Origin of the sequence: Sanguibacter sp. Leaf3 (assembly GCF_001425965.1) — a bacterium.
Taxonomy (GTDB): Bacteria; Actinomycetota; Actinomycetes; order Actinomycetales; family Cellulomonadaceae; genus Sanguibacter; species Sanguibacter inulinus.
Map to the genome: position 1 here is coordinate 801,791 of NZ_LMRH01000002.1, position 21,299 is coordinate 823,089.

20 protein-coding genes are annotated in these 21,299 nt (G+C 69.9%); 13 read left to right on the forward strand and 7 right to left on the reverse strand.

The genetic code is table 11. The features are described from left to right. Positions 1 to 27: 27 nt before the first annotated feature. The 5 genes from ASG53_RS11020 (at position 28) to ASG53_RS11040 (ending at position 3,858) form a co-directional block, all read left to right on the forward strand. Positions 28 to 360, forward strand: coding sequence for a small basic family protein (locus tag ASG53_RS11020; RefSeq protein WP_012866819.1), 333 nt, complete (start codon positions 28 to 30; stop codon positions 358 to 360). Continuing rightward, complete coding sequence (locus ASG53_RS11025) at positions 357 to 1,601, forward strand: DUF881 domain-containing protein (RefSeq protein WP_056132719.1); 1,245 nt, start codon at positions 357 to 359, stop codon at positions 1,599 to 1,601. Before ASG53_RS11020 ends, ASG53_RS11025 begins: the two co-directional genes overlap by 4 nt. Positions 1,602 to 1,782: 181 nt before the next feature. Next, positions 1,783 to 2,286 carry an FHA domain-containing protein gene (locus ASG53_RS11030; protein ID WP_056132722.1) on the forward strand — a complete coding sequence of 168 codons (504 nt, stop codon included), beginning with the start codon at positions 1,783 to 1,785 and terminating at the stop codon, positions 2,284 to 2,286. Next, positions 2,283 to 3,062 carry a transcriptional regulator FtsR gene (ftsR, locus tag ASG53_RS11035; RefSeq protein ID WP_056132726.1) on the forward strand — a complete coding sequence of 260 codons (780 nt, stop codon included), beginning with the start codon at positions 2,283 to 2,285 and terminating at the stop codon, positions 3,060 to 3,062. The genes ASG53_RS11030 and ftsR overlap by 4 nt, the downstream gene beginning before the upstream one ends. Positions 3,063 to 3,279: 217 nt before the next feature. Beyond that, positions 3,280 to 3,858 carry a MerR family transcriptional regulator gene (locus tag ASG53_RS11040; protein WP_056132729.1) on the forward strand — a complete coding sequence of 193 codons (579 nt, stop codon included), beginning with the start codon at positions 3,280 to 3,282 and terminating at the stop codon, positions 3,856 to 3,858. A 124-nt stretch (positions 3,859 to 3,982) separates the two neighbouring features. Here ASG53_RS11040 and ASG53_RS11045 read toward each other — a convergent pair whose 3' ends face one another. Continuing rightward, on the reverse strand, positions 3,983 to 4,756 hold the full coding sequence (locus tag ASG53_RS11045) for a ParA family protein (protein WP_056132732.1): 774 nt from the start codon (positions 4,754 to 4,756) through the stop codon (positions 3,983 to 3,985). Between the two features lie 185 nt (positions 4,757 to 4,941). Here ASG53_RS11045 and ASG53_RS11050 point away from each other — a divergent pair, with 185 nt between their 5' ends. The 3 genes from ASG53_RS11050 to ASG53_RS11060 all read left to right on the forward strand — a co-directional run bounded on the left by ASG53_RS11050 (position 4,942) and on the right by ASG53_RS11060 (position 9,123). After that, positions 4,942 to 8,340, forward strand: coding sequence for a pyruvate carboxylase (locus ASG53_RS11050; protein ID WP_056132735.1), 3,399 nt, complete (start codon positions 4,942 to 4,944; stop codon positions 8,338 to 8,340). A gap of 117 nt (positions 8,341 to 8,457) precedes the next feature. Further along, a complete protein-coding gene (locus ASG53_RS11055; RefSeq protein ID WP_056132738.1) occupies positions 8,458 to 8,640 on the forward strand; it encodes a hypothetical protein in 183 nt (60 codons plus the stop codon). 42 nt (positions 8,641 to 8,682) lie between these two features. Then, positions 8,683 to 9,123 carry an SRPBCC family protein gene (locus ASG53_RS11060; RefSeq protein WP_056132740.1) on the forward strand — a complete coding sequence of 147 codons (441 nt, stop codon included), beginning with the start codon at positions 8,683 to 8,685 and terminating at the stop codon, positions 9,121 to 9,123. On the opposite strand, the gene ASG53_RS11065 is transcribed toward ASG53_RS11060, so the two are convergent. Beyond that, on the reverse strand, positions 9,107 to 10,360 hold the full coding sequence (locus ASG53_RS11065) for a phospholipase D-like domain-containing protein (RefSeq protein WP_082543977.1): 1,254 nt from the start codon (positions 10,358 to 10,360) through the stop codon (positions 9,107 to 9,109). The two genes, ASG53_RS11060 and ASG53_RS11065, sit on opposite strands and share 17 nt — an antisense overlap. A 174-nt stretch (positions 10,361 to 10,534) precedes the next feature. Between ASG53_RS11065 and ASG53_RS11070 the strand changes: the two genes are divergently transcribed. The 3 genes from ASG53_RS11070 (at position 10,535) to ASG53_RS11080 (ending at position 12,917) form a co-directional block, all read left to right on the forward strand. Beyond that, positions 10,535 to 11,191: a hypothetical protein gene (locus ASG53_RS11070; protein WP_056132743.1), complete on the forward strand. Its 657-nt coding sequence runs from the start codon at positions 10,535 to 10,537 to the stop codon at positions 11,189 to 11,191. 175 nt (positions 11,192 to 11,366) lie between these two features. Continuing rightward, positions 11,367 to 12,107 carry a hypothetical protein gene (locus ASG53_RS11075; RefSeq protein WP_056132747.1) on the forward strand — a complete coding sequence of 247 codons (741 nt, stop codon included), beginning with the start codon at positions 11,367 to 11,369 and terminating at the stop codon, positions 12,105 to 12,107. 243 nt (positions 12,108 to 12,350) lie between these two features. Next, positions 12,351 to 12,917: a dihydrofolate reductase family protein gene (locus tag ASG53_RS11080; RefSeq protein ID WP_056134140.1), complete on the forward strand. Its 567-nt coding sequence runs from the start codon at positions 12,351 to 12,353 to the stop codon at positions 12,915 to 12,917. Between the two features lie 75 nt (positions 12,918 to 12,992). On the opposite strand, the gene ASG53_RS11085 is transcribed toward ASG53_RS11080, so the two are convergent. Next, positions 12,993 to 13,502, reverse strand: a complete 510-nt coding sequence (locus ASG53_RS11085; protein WP_056132750.1) for an SRPBCC domain-containing protein — start codon at positions 13,500 to 13,502, stop codon at positions 12,993 to 12,995. A gap of 42 nt (positions 13,503 to 13,544) precedes the next feature. Next, positions 13,545 to 14,324, reverse strand: coding sequence for an alpha/beta fold hydrolase (locus ASG53_RS11090; RefSeq protein WP_056132753.1), 780 nt, complete (start codon positions 14,322 to 14,324; stop codon positions 13,545 to 13,547). A 206-nt stretch (positions 14,325 to 14,530) separates the two neighbouring features. Here ASG53_RS11090 and ASG53_RS11095 point away from each other — a divergent pair, with 206 nt between their 5' ends. Both ASG53_RS11095 and ASG53_RS11100 read left to right on the forward strand, forming a co-directional pair. Continuing rightward, entirely contained in the window at positions 14,531 to 15,328 is a 798-nt protein-coding gene (locus ASG53_RS11095) for a CPBP family intramembrane glutamic endopeptidase (RefSeq protein ID WP_056134145.1), read from the forward strand. 87 nt (positions 15,329 to 15,415) lie between these two features. Next, on the forward strand, positions 15,416 to 16,423 hold the full coding sequence (locus tag ASG53_RS11100) for a LacI family DNA-binding transcriptional regulator (RefSeq protein WP_056132756.1): 1,008 nt from the start codon (positions 15,416 to 15,418) through the stop codon (positions 16,421 to 16,423). 33 nt (positions 16,424 to 16,456) lie between these two features. On the opposite strand, the gene ASG53_RS11105 is transcribed toward ASG53_RS11100, so the two are convergent. The 3 genes from ASG53_RS11105 to ASG53_RS11115 all read right to left on the reverse strand — a co-directional run bounded on the left by ASG53_RS11105 (position 16,457) and on the right by ASG53_RS11115 (position 21,223). After that, positions 16,457 to 17,944 carry a tagaturonate reductase gene (locus ASG53_RS11105; protein ID WP_056132759.1) on the reverse strand — a complete coding sequence of 496 codons (1,488 nt, stop codon included), beginning with the start codon at positions 17,942 to 17,944 and terminating at the stop codon, positions 16,457 to 16,459. Between the two features lie 95 nt (positions 17,945 to 18,039). After that, positions 18,040 to 19,713, reverse strand: a complete 1,674-nt coding sequence (locus ASG53_RS11110) for a UxaA family hydrolase (RefSeq protein WP_235533906.1) — start codon at positions 19,711 to 19,713, stop codon at positions 18,040 to 18,042. Between the two features lie 64 nt (positions 19,714 to 19,777). Next, positions 19,778 to 21,223 (reverse strand): MFS transporter, encoded by a 1,446-nt coding sequence (locus tag ASG53_RS11115; protein WP_056132764.1) that lies wholly within the window; start codon positions 21,221 to 21,223, stop codon positions 19,778 to 19,780. Between the last annotated feature and the right edge of the window lie 76 nt (positions 21,224 to 21,299).

Sequence of the window (21,299 nt, forward strand, 5' to 3'; positions counted from 1 at the left end):
AGGAACTACTGGGTGGGGGAGTGACACGTGATTCCGGTCTTCGGTCTGCTGATCGGGGTGGTCGCCGGGCTGCTCCTCGAGCCCACGGTGCCCGTGTACCTCCAGCCGTACCTGCCCATCGCCGTCGTGGCTGCGCTCGACGCGCTCTTCGGCGGGTTGCGCGCGCTGCTCGACGGCATGTTCGACGACAAGGTCTTCCTCGTGTCCTTCTTGTCGAACGTGGTGGTCGCCGCGCTCATCGTGTTCCTCGGTGACCAGCTCGGCGTCGGCACGCAGCTCTCGACAGGCGTGGTGGTCGTGCTCGGCATCCGCATCTTCTCCAACGCTGCGGCCATCCGCCGTCACCTGTTCAAGGCATGAGCACGCCGACCGGAGGCCCCGACGAGGGCACGCGTGACACTCCCGAGGCCACGTCCGACGCGCACGTGCAGCCCGACGTCGCCCGCGAGACCGAGACTGCTGCCGGTGAGACCGAGCCAGCCGCCGCCGAGACGCCCGCCGCCGAGACTCCCGCCGCCGCGACGCCTCCGCCCTCGATCCCCGTCGGGGCGACCGCGCCCCGCAGCCGGGCGGAGACCCACCCGGACACCGACGAGATCGAGGTCGTCCTCCCGCTGAGCGTCGTCAGGGTCGTGCCCAACCCTGCGCACGACGGCGAGACGGCCATGCGGCCACCACCCGTCAAGAAGGCGGGATCCTCGACGCCTGCCGCGGCCGCACGCCCTGGTCGTCCGGCCGCCGCGTCGCCAGCCCCGCGCCCTGCTGCCAGCGGATCAGCAGCGAGGCCCTCGACGACCGCCGCGCCGAGTCCCGACCCGTCTGAGTCGGGCTCCGAGCAGGCTCCGCAGAGCCCGGAGGAGGCGCGTCGCGCCGCCCGCGCCGCGATGACCCCGGGCAGCCGTCTCCGGTCGGCCTTCCGTCCCCGGATGACGCGGGCGCAGGTGCTCGCAGCGGTCCTCTGCGCAGTCCTCGGCTTCGCGCTCGTCGTCCAGCTGCAGCAGAACCAGCAGGACGAGTTCTCCGGCCTGCGCCAGTCCGACCTCGTGCGGATCCTCGACGACGTGAGCAAGCGATCCGACAGCCTCGAGCGCGAGGCGTCGTCGCTGCGCGAGACCGAGTTCGAGCTGAGGTCCGGCTCGGACTCCCAGCAGGCGGCCGTCGAGCTCGCCGAGAAGAACGCCGAGATCCAGGGGATCCTCTCCGGTCGTCTGCCGGCCGAGGGCCCGGGTCTCGAGATCCAGATCGTGCAGGGTGACTCGCCGATCTCGGCTGCGCGCCTGTTCAACGTCCTCGAAGAGCTGCGCAACGCCGGCGCCGAGGCGATCGACGTCAACGGGATCCGCATGGTGACCAGCAGCTATTTCGAGGACACAGCCTCGGGGGTCTCGGTCGACGGGATCGTCGTGGCCCCGCCCTACCGCTGGACGGTCATCGGCGACCCGCAGACCCTCGAGCCGGCGATGGCGATCCCGGGCGGGGCGATGGCCTCGATCACCACGAGCGGTGGCCGCACGACGATCGCCCAGAAAGAGCTCGTGCAGATCCGGTCGGTCCGCGACCCGGCCGACCCCCAGTTCGCGAAGCCCGCGACAGACGGGTGAGATCTGCCCCGTCGGTGCTCTCCAGCAGGTCGGCACGGGTGAGACGGGCGGGTCGAGGTGGTTTCGTCACCTAGACGGACCATCTAAGGTTGTGCAGATCAGATGCCTGCCGGACCGGTAGCGCAGTCAGTGCCGAGAGAGACCCGTGGACGACCGCGGGACCGCATGATCAGGAGGCGACATGAGTAGCAGCACTGAAGTCCCCGGGGGCCAGCCGGACCAGTCGCGTGCTGCCGCCCAGAGGGCTCTCGGAGACACGACGATCAGCTTCGGAAGCGGTCTGCAGGACGACGTCTCCGCAGCACCAGGCCTCACTGCCGAGGAGCAGGCGGCCGTGGCCGCCCTGCCGCGCACGTCAGCGCTCCTGGTGATGCGCCGTGGCCAGAGCGGCGGGTCGAGGTTCCTCCTCGACGACGACAAGACCGTCGCGGGCCGCAGCGAGAAGTCGGACATCTTCCTCGACGACGTCACGGTCTCGCGCAAGCACGCCGAGTTCGTCCGCGAGCTCGACGACTTCAGGGTCCGGGACATCGGGTCGCTCAACGGGACGTACGTCAACCGTGAGCGCATCGACTCGGCACTCCTGAAGGCCGGGGACGAGGTGCAGATCGGCAAGTACCGGATGCTCTTCTACCCGAGCCCCCGCCAGCACGAGGCGACCAGCGACGGGCCGGCCGCCGAGTGACCGCAGCGCGCCCCACGCACGACCCGACGAGGGACCAGGGCGACGACGCAGCCGCTCCCGAGGTCGTCGACACCTGGCCCCACGGCATCTCGCGCGAGGCGACGATGCGGATCTCCGACGTGCTGGCCAGCCTGCGCCTGGAGTTCCCGGCGATCAGCCACTCGAAGCTGAGGTTCCTCGAGGAGCAGGGGCTCGTCGAGCCGGTCCGGACCTCGTCCGGGTACCGCAAGTACAGCCCTGCCGACGTCGAGCGACTGCGCTTCGTGCTCATCGAGCAGCGCGACAGGTACCTGCCGCTCAAGGTCATCAAGGACAAGCTGAGCGCCCTCGACGAGGGTGTGGCGAGCAGCGACAGGCCGCTCATCCCGCGGCTCGTCGCACGAGGTGGCCAGACCGCGACGACTGGTCGTGGGCCGTCGAGCTCCGACCTGCTCGCCGCCGAGTGCGGGGTGCCGGTGGCGCTCGTCGAAGAGCTCGTCAACGCCGGTGTGCTGCGTCCTGACGCCGGCGGTCGTTTTGACGCCTTCGCGCGCGACGTCGTCGAGACGGCCGCCCAGCTCGGCGTCTACGGCATCGAGGCGCGGCACCTGCGCACGCTCCGGTCGGCTGCCGACAGGCACGTGACCCTCGTCGACCAGGTCGTCTCGCCGTTGCGCGGTCAGCAGTCACCGGCCGCCCGGGGACAGGCTGCGGCGACGGCGTCCGAGCTCGGTGAGCTCATGGCGCGCCTGCACACGGTGTGGGTCCGCCAGGGGATCGACGAGCTCCCGCGCTGACGCTGGCCGACACGCCAGAAGTCGTCCGCCGACGGTCGTTGACCCGGTGACCGCGGACCCCTAGCGTGAGCATGGTCATCCACGAACCGGGTGCTCGGCGGGCACGTCCCGCCGACGCGACCTGGGGTCCGTCGCACAGCGGCAGGCGCACCGACGCACGGCGTCGGGCAGCAGCCTGCGGCGCGGTCCAGGTGGAGGCATCGAGACGGAGGCAGCTGTGAGCGGAACCGGTCGTGACGGCGTCCCTGGTGGGACGCCCGCTCCCCGACGCACGCAGGGACTCCTCTTCGACGAGGACCTCCCTGACCTGGACGAGTCCATCGGCTACCGCGGTCCGACCGCGTGCCGTGCTGCTGGCATCACCTACCGCCAGCTCGACTACTGGGCCCGTACCGGTCTGGTCGAGCCCACGGTCCGTCCCGCGACAGGTTCTGGCACCCACCGTCTGTACAGCTTCCGGGACGTCCTCGTCCTCAAGGTCGTCAAGCGTCTGCTCGACACCGGGGTCTCGCTCCAGCAGATCCGCACCGCAGTGATGCACCTGCGTGAGCGCGGGGTCGACGACCTCGCGCAGATCACCCTGATGAGCGACGGCGCCTCGGTCTACGAGTGCACCTCGGCCGACGAGGTCATCGACCTCGTGCAGGGCGGCCAGGGGGTCTTCGGGATCGCCGTCGGCCGTGTGTGGCGTGAGGTCGAGGGCACCCTCGCGACCCTGCCGACAGAGCGCCTCGAGCCGGCTGCAGCAGTCCCCGACGAGCTGTCGGCACGCCGCCAGGCCCGCACCGCCGGCTGACAGGGGCTGGCTGACCGAGCACCCCAGAGGCCCTGGCCGGACCAGGTCGGCACTGGGGCCACGGTCGCAGCGTCCGTCTCGGCGCCCGACTGATCGGCGCATGGCGGCTCAGGCGTGGAGCGTCTCAGACCTCCGACATCGCGCGCACAGCCCGGGCCAGCAGAGCGTCGAAGCCCTGCGCGAGCTCGCTCGCCGAGGTGCCGGGCCAGTCGTGGATCGCCCGACCAGCCCCTTGCGCCTGCTGCATGGCTGCGCGCTCGGGGATCGCGGGGGAGAGGATCAGCGGCCCGAACATGCCGTCGAGCTCCTGCTGGCGGTACGTCTGCTCGGAGGAGCGCGCCCGCACCCTGTTGACGACCACGCCGAGCGGCTGGAGCCCGGGCGCCGGGCCACGTCGCAGGGCGTCGATCGCCTGGAAGGCGCGCGCCGCAGCCGTGACGGAGAAGAGCCCGGGCTCGGTCACCACGAGGGCGCGGGTGCACGCCGTGAGTCCCTGCCGGGTCAGGCCACCGAGCGAGGGCGGGCAGTCGACGAGGACCAGGTCGTACTCGTCGAGGGGGCTCAGCGCGTTCGAGAGGTTCTGGAGCCTGTGCTCGTAGGTCGGACCGTCGTGACGGACCGAGTCCGAGGACCCCACGAGGACGTCGAGCAGGTCGGGGTCCCAGGCTGACGAGGCGATCGCCGAGTCGACGACGTACCGGGCCGGGTTGTCCAGGACGGCTGCGACGTCCTGTGCCGCGGCACCTGTCGCGCCCAGGGCGAGGGTCGTGTCCGCCTGGGGGTCGAGGTCGACGACCAGGGTGCGCATCTCCGCAGCCACTGCGGCGGAGGCGAGACCCAGGGTGACGGACGTCTTGCCGACGCCGCCCTTCAGACTGCAGACACCTAGCACTGGCACGCGGCAACTGTAGCCGTGCGAGGTGGTGGGACGAAAGGGCCCAGAGCCCTGCGACCAGGGGTGATCGGGGGCTTCCCGGCGATCACCGTCCGTGGGTCGGAAGGCTTCACCCACCTCGGGACTGTCCGTGGGAGGATCGGGCCAGCCGTCCAGGCTGTCGAGCCCCCGAACGATGGGATGTCTGCGTGTTCACCAAGGTGCTGGTCGCCAACCGAGCGGAGATCGCCGTGCGCGCCTTCCGTGCCGCCTACGAGATGGGTGCGCGCACCGTCGCGGTGTTCCCGCAGGAGGACCGCAACTCCGAGCACCGCCTCAAGGCCGACGAGTCGTACCTCATCGGCGACGAGGGGCACCCCGTCCGCGCGTATCTCGACATCGACGAGATCATCCGGGTCGCGAAGGGTGCTGGCGCCGACGCCGTGTACCCCGGCTACGGGTTCTTGTCCGAGAACCCTGACCTGGCCCGTGCCTGCGTCGACGCCGGGCTGACCTTCATCGGTCCACCCGCCGAGGTGCTCGAGCTCGCCGGCAACAAGGTCCGCGCGCTGCGAGCCGCACGGGAGGCGGGCATCCCCGTCCTCGAGTCGAGCGAGCCCTCGGCCGACCTCGACGAGCTCGTCGCAGCGGCCGAGCGCATCGGCTTCCCGATCTTCGCCAAGGCCGTCGCCGGTGGTGGTGGCCGTGGCATGCGCCGCGTCGACCGCCCCGAAGACCTGCGCGAGGCGCTCCAGGCGGCGATGCGGGAGGCCGACAGCGCCTTCGGCGACCCGACGATGTTCCTCGAGCAGGCCGTGCTGCGCCCGCGCCACATCGAGGTGCAGATCCTCGCGGACGGCAGCGGCGAGGTGGTGCACCTCTTCGAGCGCGACTGCTCGGTCCAGCGCCGGCACCAGAAGGTCATCGAGATCGCCCCGGCACCGAACCTCGACCCCGCGATCCGCGACGCGCTCTGCGCCGACGCCGTGAAGTTCGCCCGCGCCATCGGCTACCAGAACGCCGGGACCGTCGAGTTCCTGGTCGACACCGTGGGGGAGCGGGCCGGTCAGCACGTGTTCATCGAGATGAACCCGCGCATCCAGGTCGAGCACACGGTGACCGAAGAGGTCACCGACATCGACCTCGTCTCGTCGCAGATGCGGATCGCCGCAGGGGAGAGCCTCGCAGACCTCGGCATCCGGCAGGAGGACGTCAGGGTCAACGGCGCGGCCCTGCAGACGCGCATCACGACAGAAGACCCGGCGAACGGCTTCCGGCCGGACACCGGGCGCATCGTCGCCTACAGGTCCCCGGGCGGCGCAGGTGTGCGCCTCGACGGGGCCACGGCCACGGCCGGGTCTGAGATCTCCGGGCACTTCGACTCGATGCTCGTCAAGCTCACCTGCCGCGGCCGCGACTACCCGACGGCCGTGCGACGTGCTCGGCGTGCCCTCGCCGAGTTCCGCATCCGCGGCATCCGCACGAACATCCCCTTCCTCCAGGCCGTGCTGGCCGACGAGGCCTTCGTCGAGGGCGACGTCTCGACGTCGTTCATCGACGAGCGTCCGGAGCTCCTCGCCGCGCGGGAGAGCGCCGACCGTGGGACCCGTCTGCTCGCCTTCCTCGGCGACGTCGTGGTCAACCAGCCGAACGGTGCCTCGACGGGCGCGATCGAGCCGAAGCACAAGCTCCCGGCCGTCGACGTGACCGAGCCTGCCGTCCCGGGCAGCAGGCAGCGCCTGCTCGAGCTCGGTCCCGAGGGATTCGCCCGCGCACTGCGCGATCAGACGGCGGTGGCGGTCACCGACACGACCTTCCGTGACGCGCACCAGTCGCTGCTGGCGACCCGCGTCCGCACGCACGACCTCGAGGTCGTCGCGCCCTACGTGGCACGGCTCACCCCCGAGCTGCTCTCGGTCGAGGCCTGGGGCGGGGCGACCTACGACGTCGCGCTGCGGTTCCTCGGCGAAGACCCCTGGGTGCGGCTCGCGAAGCTCCGTGCGGCGCTGCCGAACGTCGCGATCCAGATGCTGCTGCGCGGCCGGAACACCGTCGGGTACACCCCGTACCCGACCGAGGTGACGGAGGCCTTCGTCAAGGAGGCTGCGGCGACGGGCGTGGACATCTTCCGCATCTTCGACGCCCTCAACGACGTCGAGCAGATGGCCCCGGCGATCGCCGCCGTCCGGGCGACCGGGACCGCCGTCGCGGAGGTCGCGCTCTGCTACACGGGCAACCTGCTGGACCCGGACGAGACGCTCTACACCCTCGACTACTACCTCGCTCTGGCCGACAAGATCGTCGCGGCCGGTGCGCACGTCCTCGCGATCAAGGACATGGCCGGTCTGCTCCGCCCGGCCGCGGCCACGCGTCTCGTGACGGCGCTCCGCGAGCGCTTCGACCTGCCCGTCCACCTGCACACCCACGACACGAGCGGCGGGCAGATGGCCACGCTGCTGGCCGCGGTCGAGGCAGGTGTCGACGCCGTCGACGTGGCGAGCGCCGCGATGGCCGGCACCACGAGCCAGCCGTCGATGTCGGCGCTCGTCGCCGGGCTCGAGCACACCCCGCGCGACACGGGGCTGTCCCTGGCCGCGGTCTGCGACCTCGAGCCGTACTGGGAGGCCGTGCGCCGCCTGTACAGCCCCTTCGAGTCGGGGCTGACGGGCCCGACCGGACGTGTGTACACGCACGAGATCCCCGGTGGCCAGCTGTCGAACCTGCGTCAGCAGGCGATCGCGCTGGGTCTGGGCGACAGGTTCGAGCAGATCGAGTCGACCTACGCCGCGGCCGACCGCATCCTCGGGCGGCTCGTCAAGGTGACCCCGTCGTCGAAGGTGGTCGGGGACCTCGCGCTCCAGCTCGTCGCTCGCGGCGCGGACCCTGCGGACTTCGCGGAGAACCCTCAGGACTACGACATCCCCGACTCGGTGATCGCCTTCCTCGGCGGCGAGCTCGGCGACCCGCCCGGTGGCTGGCCCGAGCCCTTCCGGACGCGCGCACTCGCCGGGCGGACGGTCCGGGCCGGTGTCACCCCGCTCTCTGACGAGGATCTCGCGGCCCTGGCGGGAGACTCGGCGCAGCGTCGGGACCGGCTCAACCAGCTGCTCTTCGCCGGTCCGACGAAGGACTTCCGCGCGACGCGCGCCGCCTACGGCGACGTGAGCGTCTTCGAGACGAGCACCTACCTGTACGGGCTGCAGCGCGGCGAAGAGGTCGAGATCGCCCTCGCCCGTGGGGTCCGGCTGCTGGTCGGGCTCGAGGCCGTGGGCGAACCCGACCTGCGCGGGATCCGCAGCGTGATGTTCACGCTCAACGGGCAGATCCGTCCGATCCCGGTGCGTGACCGCAGCATCGAGGTCTCCGGGTCCGTGGCAGACAAGGCAGACCCACAGGTCCCCGGGCAGATCGGAGCGCCCTTCGCGGGGGCCGTGACCCCCGTGGTCGCCGAGGGAGACAGGGTCGAGGCCGGCCAGACCGTGGCGACGGTCGAGGCGATGAAGATGGAGGCTGCGATCACCACCCCCGTCGAGGGCGTCGTCCAGCGGCTGGCGATCGGTGGGGTGCAGCAGCTCGAGGGCGGCGACCTCGTGCTCGTCGTCGGCTGACGAGCAGGTGCGGTCTCGCATCGCGGTGGCGCGGGGGGCTGTCCCCGCGTGCGCGGTGGCGCAGGTGAGCAGGGGTGCCTAGCGTGAAGGTCTGTCCCACCAGCTGAGGAGAGCATCATGAGCGAGAGCACAGTCCCCGAGCCGAGCGCCACCCCCGCGAGCGAGACCGACAGCCTGCAGGCTGCCGCCGAGGCCATCCGCGACGAGCACCCGGAGTACGACGAGGTGCCCGTCATCGAGGCCGACGAGACGGTCCCGCCGCGTCCTGAGGAAGAGATCGCCGACGCCGACAGGGTCTGACGACCACCTGACCGCACCATCACACCCTCCGAGGAGTGCACCATGACTGACGGCCTGACGATCACCCGGACCTTCCCCGTCACCCCGGAGAGCGTGTTCGCGGCCTGGACGATGCCCGAGGTGTTCTCGGTGTGGTTCGGCACCGACGCCGTGGACGTCCCGCTCGACACCCTCTCGATGGACGTGCGCCCCGGCGGCGCGTGGAGCGCGGTCATGCACCTGCCCGACGGGCACCAGATCCACTGGGAAGGCTCGTTCGTCGAGGTCGACCCGCCGAACCGGCTGGTCCTGACCATGACCGACTCGCCGGGCACCGATCCCGGGGCGCCGCTGACCGTCGACCTCGTCGCGGTCGAGGGCGGGACCGAGATGATCTTCACCCAGATGAACAGCGGGTTCACCGACGAGCAGTACGCCCAGCTCGCCGAGGGCTACCGGGGGTTCTTCGACACCATGGAGCGGGTGCTCACAGCAGAGGGCTGAGCGGGGTGAGCAGCAGCTCGCCGATCTTCGCGACGGGGGAGCGGGCCTCCCACGCGTCGAGCTGCAGCTCGCGGCAGTTGGTGAGGTCGAGGGCGAAGATGTCTTCCATCTGCGCGGCGATCCCCGTGTCGTAGATCGCCATGTTGATCTCGTAGTTGCCGGTGAGGCTGAGCCTGTCGATGTTCGCCGTGCCGATGGTCGTCCAGCGCCCGTCGACTGTCGCGGTCTTCGCGTGGACCATCGCGTTGCGGAACAACCAGATGGTCACACCGGCGCGGAGCAGCTGGGAGTAGAGCCCGCGGGACAGCCAGTCGGTGAGCACGTGGTTCGACGCCTCGGGGACGATGAGCCTCACGTCGACCCCGCGGCGCGCCGCGGCGACGAGGACCTCGAGCAGCTCACGGTCGGGGATGAAGTACGCCTGCGTGAGGTAGATGTGGCTCGTCGCCCTGCGGAAGGCCTCGAGGTACAGGTTGCGGATCGGGTAGACCCGACGGGCCGGCGCGTTGCGCGCAGCCTGGAAGCCCGGGACCCACGTGATGGTGCCGGGGGAGTCGATCGCCGGGTGCTTGTCCTTGCGGTTGAGGTTCCAGAAGTCGACGAAGGCGCTCGAGAGCTCCCACACCGCCGTCCCGGTGACCCGCAGGTGCGTGTCGCGCCACTGCGTCGCGTAGAGCGTGCCGATGTTGTACCCGCCGACGAACCCGACCTCGTCGTCGACGACCAAGATCTTGCGGTGGTCTCGGCCGGTGTGCTTGAGGTCCATGAGCAGCACCTGCGGGCGGAAGATCGGGTACTCCAAGACGTGGATGCCCTCGGGGAACCTGAAGAACGACCGGGGGACCACGGCGTTGGCGAAGCCGTCGTAGACCACGAAGACCTCGACGCCACGCTCGTGCGCCGCGATGAGCGCGTCCTTGAACTGGCGGCCGACCTCGTCGCCCTTCCAGATGTACGTCTCGATGAAGATGCGCTCGGTCGCGCCCTCGATCGCCTCGAGCATGGCGGCGTAGACGTCTTCACCGAAGGTGTAGATCGTGGTCCCTGTCGTCTCGACCGTCGAGCTCACGGGCCTCGAGTGCGGGAAGACCGCCTTGCGCGACTTCTTGCGCTTGGACCAGTGGTCGAGCGCCACGACGCCGCCGGCGACCACGAAGGGTGTGACGGCGGACAGGACGATGGCTCGCTTGAGCGTCTTCTGCGCAAATCGGATGGCTGTGTGCTCGAGGTCGTCCACACCGACGACCTTAGACGGCGGCGGGGCGTTCGGCCTGGTGACGCGCTGATCCGCGCCGTAGCGCTCGTCTAGCATGGGCTGGAGCGCACCACGGACGGGCGCGCGTCGTGGTCGCAGGGGAGGGGGTGGGGGCAGATGGGCGTCGTCCCTAGCCTGGGGCCCGAGGACCTGCGGGTGAGTGCCTTCACGACGTCCACGCACGAGGTCGCGGCACGGATCTTCCTCCCTCTGCACGGCCCGGGCGACAGCCGGTGGCCCTGGGAGGGGCTCGTCGCCCAGGTCGCCGCGCAGGTCGCCGCGCTCGACGTCGCTCACGACGAGACGACGGGCGCGGCCGACAGCGTGCTGACGCCAGACGTGCGGTGGTCAGATCTCGAGCGTTGCCTGGAGTCGGTGGGGCGCACCGGTCTGAGGATGGCGTACGCCACGCCCGGACGGGTGTTCTCTGTCGCGCTCGCCGCTGTCCTCGGCGAGCACACCGCGACTCCGGACGAGTGCTGGTTCTTCCTGTGGGAGGGCTACGCCGGAGAGACCGACGGGCTCGACACCGGCTGTCCGCCGTGGCTCACCGGGTTGGCTCGACGGTCTGGAGGGTTGGTGCCGCACCGAGCACCGGTCTCGTGGCTCGGCGCCCGGACCGCGGACGACGAGCACCTGAGGCTGCCGGTGTTCGTGTGGCCGGACGACGGGTCATTCTTGCTGGCCTGCCCGATCTACCACGACTCGCTGTACATCTCGTGCAGCACGGACCTGGTCGATCGCTTGCGTGAGGCCAGCTTCGAGGTGCTGCTCGTCGACCGTGACGCAGAGCTTCCGGGAGAGGGCGACTGAGGTCGAGCCTGGCCTCTCCATATCGCCACAATGTCATTGGGGGCCCGAAGGGTGTCATGGCGACCTACTACGAAGGCGTCACGTGGTGTCCTGACTGGGTCAAGGGGGGAGTCAACGCAGGGTAGCGGCGTGCGTCTCTCTCGTTCGTTGAACTCTCAAGATTGGATTGAAAGCCGTGGACGAGTCGATCGATGTGAGAGAGGTGCTCTCCCTGGCGAAGGAGAAGCTGGAGCATCCCGGGGCTGGGGTGGAATTCCGATTGAGATCCGTGGTTGCGGAAGCTGGCGAGCTTCAGATCACTTTCTGGTGGGAACACAATCCGACGATCTTCGGGGTGAAGCTTGCCATACCGAACTCGTCGAGGGATCCCATCTGGACTCGATGGGACCCCGGGACGATTGACGAGTGGGTCGAATACGCAGTTCGCGTCACCGTCATGGAGGAGCTGCTGACAGGCCTTACACGGAGAGCGCCTCGGAGCAGGAGCGAGGGAGTGACTTGGCTTGACCTGAAGGAGGATCCCGCCACCGCTGCGTTCCACATCCGTGACGTTGAACCTGGTGACTCGGACACGCGGAGACTCCAGGCAGCGGGCTTTGAGGCCGCGAGGCCTCAGACCGTCCGGGAGGAGGGGAGGCTGCTCCTGTGGCGATACGCGATCTCCACGGACCAGTCGGGCCACATTCTCGGAGCGATATCCGTAGAGTCTGGAGATCCGCCCGCCGTGTGCAGCTTTGACGTCGCGTCCGGCGTCACCCACGAAGTCACACGAGCGTTGCTGATGGACGCTGTGCATGCTGTGGAAGATCTGGGCTGGTCAACAGTTGTCGCGCATCACGGTCCCGAATGGCTGACGTCTTGGGGGTTCGCTGCCGATGACGCAGGCGTGCTGGTTCTGGACTCGTCTTCGTCGTGAGGCGGCGGCTGTCGTCGACATCTGTCGGAGGGTCGACCCGGCAAGATCTCGCCGGATCGGCTCTCCGGAGAGGGTCGTGGAGGCCAGATGATCGCCATAATGTCATAACGTACATTATCGGCGTTACGGGGAAGTGGCCGAGAGGGGCTCTGTTCAGGCCGTTCTCGTGGCGGTCCGAAGCTTCGACGATGACCTTGACCATGCCTCTAGACCGTACTGACGCGGCTCCCTACAGTGAACCTCATGGGACGGTTGATCTACTCCATGATCTCGTCGCTCGACGGGTATGCGTCGGACGCCTCGGGCAACACCGACTGGGGCGCCAGCACCGACGAGCAGCTGCACGACTTCATCGCGGAGAAGTTCGCGTCTGCGACCACGTATCTGTACGGCCGGCGCATCTACGAGATGATGACGTTCTGGGAGAGGGCGCTCGACGACCCGTCGCACCCAGACTTCGTCAGGCGCTTCGCGACGGTGTGGCAGAGCGCCGAGAAGATCGTCTACTCGACGACGCTCGACTCCACCTCGACGGCCAAGACGACCCTCGAACGGACGTTCGACCCCCAGGCTGTGCGGGCGATGGTCGACGCCCTCGACCACGACGTCACCATCGAAGGCCCGACGCTCGCGGCCCACGCCCTGCGCGCTGGGATCGTCGACGAGGTCCAGCCCTACGTCTCCCCCGTGTCGGTCGGCGACGGTCTGCGGTTCTTGCCCGCTGACCTGCCGCTGAACCTCGACCTGCTCGACGACCACCGCTTCGACAGCGGGGTGGTCTGGCTCCGCTACGCCGTCCGCAAGGACTGACGGCGTTCTCGCGAGCAGAAGAACGGCGCGACTCCCCTGCTGCGTGCTTGCGACTCCCCCGCTGGGCCGTCGCGGTCAGGCTGCCCCGCCCTGCTCGACGGCCCCGCCCTGCTCGACGAGGGTCGCGAGCGCCGCGGTGACAGTGCCCCAGCCGTCGAAGAACCCGAGGTCTTCGTGCAGGCGGCGCTGTGCAGGGTCGCCGTGCCGCACGACGGCCGTGTAGGCGGTCCCTTCGGGGTGGTCGACCAGGATGATCTCTGCGGTCATCGAGACAGGCTCGGGCCGGGTCGGGCGCCACGAGCTGTTGACGGCGTTCGTGAAGACCAGCCGGTGACCCTCGTCGACGACCAGGAACACCGTGTCGGTGTGCGGGACGAAGGTCGCCCCGTCCTCGCTCATCTGGGTGACGAAGCCGCCGCCCGGGCGCACGTCCAGGGTGTCGACGTGCGTGACCATCGGTGCAGGGATCCACCAGCGTTCCAGCAGTGCGGGCTCCGTCCAGGCGCGCCACACGCTGGACCGTGGGCCGTGGATCACACGTTCGATGGTGAGGTCGAGCTCAGGGTCGATCGTCGGCGTGGTCATGGTGTCTCCTCCAGTGGGTCACGTTCGGGATGGGTCACAGGCTCAGCCATGGTGCTCGACGGCATCGGTGAGCCAGCCGTCGAGGATCCCACCCAGCACCGAGGGCGCTTCGTGGGGCAGCGCGTGCCCGGCACCGTCGACCACCACGAGCGTCGCGCGGGGATACCGGCCCAGCAGGTCGATCGCCGAGGCGTAGCCGACGGTCGAGTCCTGGCGCCCTGCGACGACGAGCACCGGACCTGCGTAGGTCTCGTCGCTGGTCGCCAGCTCCCAGCGCGCTCCGATGCGCTCGGCCGTGGGGGCGTCGACCGCGGCAACCCCAGGTGCGACGACCTCCCTGTACCGCGCGAGCATGGCCGGGGTCTGGACCACGAAGTACGCGCGGAAATCGGCGTCACCCAGGTCGTCGTCAGCCACGACGGGCTGGAGCGGCGGGACGTCGTGCCTGCCTGGCAGCAGCGGGCACACGAGCACGAGACCGGCGACACGCTGGGGCGCCCGGTCGGCGAGGGCGCGGGCGCAATAGGCACCGGCGGAGTGGCCTACGAGGATCAGCGGCCTGTCCCCCACGATCTCGTCGACCAGCGTGGTCAGGACGCCGAGGACGTCTTCGGCGCTGCTCACGGTCTCGGCGGTCTGTGTCCGCCCTGAGCCGGGCAGGTCCGGGTACAGCCGACGGAGCCCACCGTGCCGAGCGAGCGTAGGCTCGAAGGCCGCGAGAGTCTCGCGGTGGTCGACGCCCGCGCCGTGCAGCACGAGCACGGGCCGACCCTGGCCGCGCTCGACGTAGTGCACCCTCGTCCCGCGGACGTCGTACTCCATGGTGCGAGCGTACGACCACGGCCACGGCCACGGCCCGTCATCGGCCGCGAGGCAGGCTGCCCGGTCCAGCCCGGCGAGCACCGGGCACCCCGCACTGGGGGCACCGAGCCAGGTCCGACGCGCGACGTCCGTGGCCCCGTGGCACCCTGGGCGGGGTGACGACGACGCCCACAGCGCCCGCCCAGGTCCAGCTCGGTCCATGGTCCGTGGGCTCCCCAGCCAGGCTGCTCGCCGCAGCGCTCGTCTGCGGCTCGGCCGTCCTGATCTTCGCCGTGCACGTCAGACCTCTCGGCTTCGTCCCGCTCGTCTTGGGCATCGCGCTCGCGCTCGCCGTGGACCGCCGGCTCGGACGCGACCTCGCGCTGATCGCCCTCGGCATGGCGATCATCTCCGCGATCTCCCTCCAGGCAGACCTCTCTGACGCCGGGATGCTGCGCTTCACGGTCGCGCTGTCCCTCGCCGTGCTCGTGCCGTGGGCGCTCTCGCGCTGGGTCTTCGGGCAGCGGACGATTACCTTCCCCGTGGCGACAGGGCGACGCTGGACCCGGCTGCAGATCGGCTACCTGGTCGCTGTGGTCGTCATCGGCTATCTCATCCTCCCGCCGTACTTCATCGGGTCGGGGGCGTACCAGAACTGGCCCGACCTCGACGGCGACCAGGACATCGCCCGGCTGTTCCTCGGTGTCAACGCCGTGGGGATCTGGGACGAGCTGTTCTTCATCTGCACGGTCTTCGCCCTGCTGCGCGCGCACTTCGGGCTCTGGACCGCGAACATCCTGCAGTCGGTCGTCTTCGTCTCGTTCCTGTGGGAGCTCGGCTACCGCGAGTGGGGCCCGTTGCTGACTGTGCCCTTCGCGCTCGTGCAGGGCTGGATCTTCGCCAAGAGCGCGTCGCTGACCTACGTCGTGGCGGTGCACCTCCTCTTCGACCTCGTCGTCTTCGGTGTCCTCGTGCACGCCCACCACCCGGAGCTCTTCGACGTCTTCGTCACGGCGCCCGGCTGACCTGGACCAGACGGCCCGCCGCTCCCCCTACGATGTGGTGAGTCGCAGGCCGCCCAGGACTGCCCGGACGCGAGGAGCACGCAGGTCATGGCAGCGACGATCCGTGACCTGGCCGCCCTCGCCGGGGTCTCCCCGTCCACCATCTCGCGGGCGTTCTCCAGGCCGGAGAAGGTCGACGAGACGACACGCGACCGCATCCTGACGCTCGCCGAGCAGATCGGCTACGTGCCGAGCAGGGCAGCCCGCACGCTCAAGACCGGGCGCACCGGCGCGCTCGGCATCGTCGTCCCCGACCTGTCGAACCCGTTCTTCTCCGACATCGTCCGCGGCGTGCAGCACCGCGCCCGTGACGTCGGGTACTCCGTCCTGCTCGCGGACAGCGACGAAGACCCGACGACCGAGGTCGAGCTGGTGACGACCCTCGCGCGGAACGTCGACGCCCTCGTGCTGTGCTCGCCCCGCATGAGCGACACCGAGCTCGCTGCAGCCGCCAGGCTGCAACCGATGGTCCTGGTCAACCGCGGCTCCGGTGCCGACGCGCCGGGCGCCGTGCCACCCGTGACCTTCGACAACGCGGGCGGCGTGCGGCAGGCCGTAGAGCACCTCCATGGGCTCGGGCACCGCGACATCGGGTTCGTCTCGGCGACAGGGAGCAGCCGGTCCAACGCAGACCGTCGTCAGGCCTTCCACGTCGCGACGCACGAGCACGGCCTGTCCGGCGTCGAGATCGGCACCTTCGCGCCCACCGTCGACGGTGGAGCGAGCGCCGCTGACGCCACGATGCGCTCCGGCGTGAGCGCAGTCCTCGTGTCCAGCGACGTCATGGCGGTGGGCCTGCTGGCCCGGCTCGTCCGGCAGGGTGTCGACGTCCCGGGTGAGATCAGCGTGGTCGGTTTTGACGACATCGTCATGGCCGGCCTGATCACCCCCGCCCTCACATCGGTGGCGATCCCCTTGCGGCACGCGGGTGCCGTCGCGGTCGACCGGCTGCACGCGCACCTGTCCGGGGAGAGGCCCCAGGGCCCGCCGCTCGACATCCCCACGTCTCTGGTGGTCAGGGAGAGCACAGGACCGCGGCCTCACGCCGGAGCGTGAGACCGCGGTCGATCGCGGGTGGGGCCAGCCCCGTCAGCCGACGGTGGTCTCGGCGAGCACCCTGGCGAGGGTGGCGCGTGCACCCTCGGTCGTGAGCGACTCGACCATCTCTGCGGTGCGAGCGATCAGCACGTCAGCCTCGACCGGGTCGAGCCCTGCGGCAAGGTCGAGACCACGGACAGCTCGCCCGACCCACACGGCAGCCTCGTCAGCTCCGTCCCCGGCGCCTCCGTCCCCACCGGCACCGGGTCCGCCGGCGAGCAGCGCCAGTGCACCGGCGTCGTCCACGGGGACGAAGCCCGGGACGGCGGCCGCCCCGGACTGCAGCAGCAGCACAGCGGCGAGCGAGAGCACGGTGAGCTGTGCGCTCTCCCCCGCCCGGACCCTGTCGACGTAGACCGGGAGGTTCCGGGTGCGCCACTTCGAGACGGCGTTGAGCGCGATGTCCGCCAGTCGGTGGTGCAAGAACGGGTTGCCAAAACGCTCGAGGATCCCGGCCGCGAAACCCCGGAGCACCTCAGGCTCCCCGTCGATGGTCGGCAGGACCTCGTCGGCCACGAGCTCGTCGACGTAGCGCCGGACAGCCGGGTCCTCGAAGGCCTCTCGCACGCTCTCGTGTCCCAGCTGGAGCCCGACGGCGCTGAGGGCAGTGTGAGAGCCGTTGAGCACCCGGACCTTCTGGGCGCGGAACGGCGCGATGTCCTCCATGAACCGCACGTCGAGCCCGGCCTTGTCGAGGGGCAGCACCTCACGCACAGCCTCTCCCCCGCTGATCGCCCACACGTGGAAGTACTCACCCTTGACGACGACCTGGTCGTCGAAGCCTGTCTCGGCCTGGATACGGGCGATGCCGTCACGCGGGAAGCCCGGGACGATGCGGTCGACGAGGGTGTCGCTGAAGGTGCAGCACTCTCGGACCCACTGCTGGAACTCCTCGGACAGACCGGCGGCGGCCGCGTGCCGCAGCACGTACTCCCGCAGGGTCGACCCGTTGTCCTCGATGAGCTCGCACGGGACGATCGCGAGCCCCTTGGTGGGGTCACCACCGAAGTGCTCGAACCTGTCGTGCAGCAGGGCCGTGACCTTGAGCGGGAAGGAGGCTGGCGGACGGGCGGTGATGTCGTCGTCCTCGACCCAGACGATCCCCGCCTCGGTCGTGTTCGACACCAGCACCCGCAGGTCCGCGCCCAGGTAGAGGTCCCTGTAGCGCTCGAACTCGGTGTGCGCGGCGACGACCTCCTGGACGCACTCGACCCGGGTGATCTCGCGGACAGGCTGCCCGTCCTTGATGCCCTCGAGCGTGACGTGGAAGAGCCCGTCCTGCGCTCGCAGCAGCTCGAAGGCGGGGTCGGGCCGGTCTGTCACGTGGACGACTGCGACACCGGCGTCCATGACGCCAGCCTCGTCGGCGACGTGGATCATCCAGTCGACGAAGCCGCGCAGGAAGTTCCCGCCGCCCATCTGGAGCACGGTGACAGGTCGGGCTGTGCGGCGGACCGTGGTGCTGTCGAGCGGCTGCATGGGTGTGTCCTCTGGGTCGTCGGTCGATGGCGTGCGGGAGCCGGGCGCGGCTGTGGTCCCGGGCGCCTGGGTCGTCGGTTCAGCCCTGCGGGTGCTCACGTGACGGTGCCGAGCTGCCACGGCACGAACTCGTCCTGACCGAGCCCGAGCTCTTCGCTCGCCGTCGTGCGGCCCGAGGCCACGGCGATGATCCACTCGAAGATCTCCAGCCCGACCTCCGCGAGGGTCGAGGTGCCGTCGACGATGCGACCGCAGTTGAGGTCCATGTCGTCCGACATCCGCTCGAACATCTCCGTGTTCGTCGCGAGCTTGATGGTCGGTGCCGGACGGGAGCCGAGGACGGACCCACGGCCCGTGGTGAAGCAGACGACCGTCGCTCCCCCGGCGACCAGGCCCGTCACCGACACGGGGTCGTACCCGGGGGTGTCCATGAAGCCGAGGCCGCGGGTCGTCATCGGCTCGGCGTACTGGTAGACGGCTGAGAGGTCGGCGTGACCGGCCTTGGCGACAGCACCGAGAGACTTCTCGAGGATGGTCGTCAGACCGCCCTCCTTGTTCCCGGGCGACGGGTTGTTGTCCAGGCTGCCGCCGCCCTCCTCGGCGTACTTCTCCCACCAGCTGATCCGCTCGAGGAGCGTCCGGGCGACGTCTTCGGACACGGCCCGCCGCGTGAGGAGGTGCTCGGCCCCGTAGACCTCGGGGGTCTCGGCGAGGACCGAGGTGGCCCCAGCCGCGACCAGGAGGTCTGAGGCGTACCCGAGGGCCGGGTTCGCGGTGATCCCCGAGTAGCCGTCCGAGCCGCCGCAGTTGAGACCGAGCACGAGCTCGGAGATCGGCGCGGGCGCGCGACGACGTGTGTCGAGGATCGGCAGCATCGCCGCGACAGCCTTGACCCCGGCCTCGACCGTCGCGCGGATGCCGCCCTGGTCCTGGATGGTGAGGGACTCCACGAGGGTGTCTGTGGCGATGGGCAGCGTGTCGGTGATCGACTGGACCTGGATCATCTCGCAGCCGAGCCCGAGGACCAGCAGCCCGCTGACGTTGGGGTGCGCGGCGTAGCCGTGCAGGGTCCGCTGGAACATCGTCCCGCCCGACGACGCCGGGATCATGCCGCAGCCGCTCTGGTGGGTCAGCGCGACGACTCCGTCGATGTTCGGGTAGTCCACGAGCAGCGGGGTGACCTTGTCCGCGATCATCCGGGCTGTCGAGGCCGAGCAGTTGACGGAGGTGAGGATCGCGACGTAGCTGCGGGTGCCGACACGACCGTCGGCGCGGTGGTACCCGTCGAAGGTCCGGGTCGGGCCTGTCGGGACGGGCAGCTCGGTGTGGACCGTCGCGAGCTCGTGCTCCGCGGCGGCGGCGTCCATGCCGAGGTTGTGGACGTGGACGTGGTCACCCACGACGACAGGTGCCGTCGCCCGGCCGATCGACTGGCCGTACTTGTGGACCTGCCCGCCGGCGGGGACGTCCTGCACCGCGAGCTTGTGGCCGCGCGGGACGTCGGACCGCAGGACCAGGGTGTCGTCGCCAGCGGTGAGTCGCGTCCCTGCGGGGAGGTCGCGGATCGCCACGACGACCTCGTCTCCCTCCGCCAGGCGCAGGGTGCAGTCGGCTAGGGCGAGGGTGCTGCTGGTCAGGCGCGACGGGCCGTCGTCGCCGAGAACGCTGGTCCCGGTCGAGCCGGTGGGGGTGCCCATGTCGTGGGTGCCGCCGGCGTGGGCGATGACGTCGGGGGCTGCGGGTTCTGGTGCGGGGGTGGTGCTTGTCACGGAGAGCTCCTGTGCTCGGGATGGGTGGGCTGGTTCGCCTGAGGCCTCACGCGCTCCTCGCGCGTCAGCGGGCACCTGGCTCGTCGGAGACCGCGGTCGCTGCCTCGCGCTCGCGGGTCTCGGCGACGAGCTCGGTGATGCGCTTGTCGGTCAACGGGTAGAGGAAGAACAGCACGGCGCCGGCGATGGTCAGCGCGATGCACGGGTAGAGCGTCTGGAGCGACTTGATCCCCTGGAGGATGCCGTCAGCCTGGTCCGCCATCGCCGGGTCGGAGGTGAACTTCGGGACGTAGCCGATGAGGGACAGCCCGAACCCTGCGGCGCCGCCGGCGACGGCCTGGGCGATCTTCCGGGAGAAGTTGAACATCGAGTACGTGATGCCCTCGCGGCGGACGCCGGAGCGCCAGTGCCCGTAGTCGATCGCATCGGAGACGAGAGCCCAGGTGATCCCGTTGGGCAGGGCGATCCCGACGAAGGAGAGGCTGTACAGGATGGTGAACACCACGGTGTTGGTCGGCAGCAGGAAGTTGAGTCCGTCGGCGACCGCAGCCAGCGCGAAGCCGGAGATCGCCACCTGCTTCTTGCCGAAGCGCTTGACCAGGAAGGGGATCGTGAGGATGGCGAGGATCGACGAGCCGATGCCGAAGAAGTTCACGACAGACAGCAGGTCCTGGTTCTGCAGGTTGTAGTCGGTGAAGTAGACGATCATCGCGGGCTTGATGTTGTACGCCGAGATGGAGAACACCGTCATGAGGATGAGGACGAGGAGCGCCCGGTTCTGGCCGATGGTGGTCGCGAAGCCCCGGAGCGTGATCTTCTCGGTCGACCGTGCGACGGGGACCACCTCGCGGGTGCCGCGGAAGGTCGCGTAGAAGCCCATGATCCCTACGACAGCCATCGCCCCGGCGGCGGTCGCGAAGCCGACGCGCTCGTTGTCGAAGGCGTGCACGATCGGCATGAAGGCGATGCCGGTGACGAGCAGGGCGGTGACCGAGCCTGCTTGGCGGAACGAGGCCAGCTGGGCGCGCTGCTCGGGATCCTGTGTCATCACGGAGGCGAGCGAGCCGTAGGGCACGTTGGTGAAGGAGTACAGGACGCCCCACGCCATGTACGACCCGTAGGCGTAGACGAGGTTGACGCCGTCGGTGCCGCCGGGCGTGAGGAACGTGACGACGGTGAGGATGGCGAGCGCGATCGAGGAGTACATCATCACGGGCTTGAAGCGCCCGTGGCGGCCGCCGCCCTTGCGCTGGTCGACGAAGATCCCGGCGACGGGGTCCATGAAGGCGTCGAAGATCTTGGTGAAGACGAAGACGCCGGCCGCTGCGGCCGGGTGGATGCCGGCGACGTCGGTGTAGAACTTGAGCAGATAGGCCTGTCCGAGGTCGAACATGAAGCCGTTGCCCATGTCGCCGAGGCCGTAGGCGAGCTTTGAGCGGAGCGAGAGCTTGCCGTGCAGGTCGGCTGCGGGACGCGAGCTGGGCGGCGCTGCCTCAGGTGCGGAGGTCATGGGGGTCCTTGGGTGCTAGGAAGGGGGCTTCGAGGGGGGATTCGCGGGGTGCAGTGCGGTTCCCGGGCCGTCGACG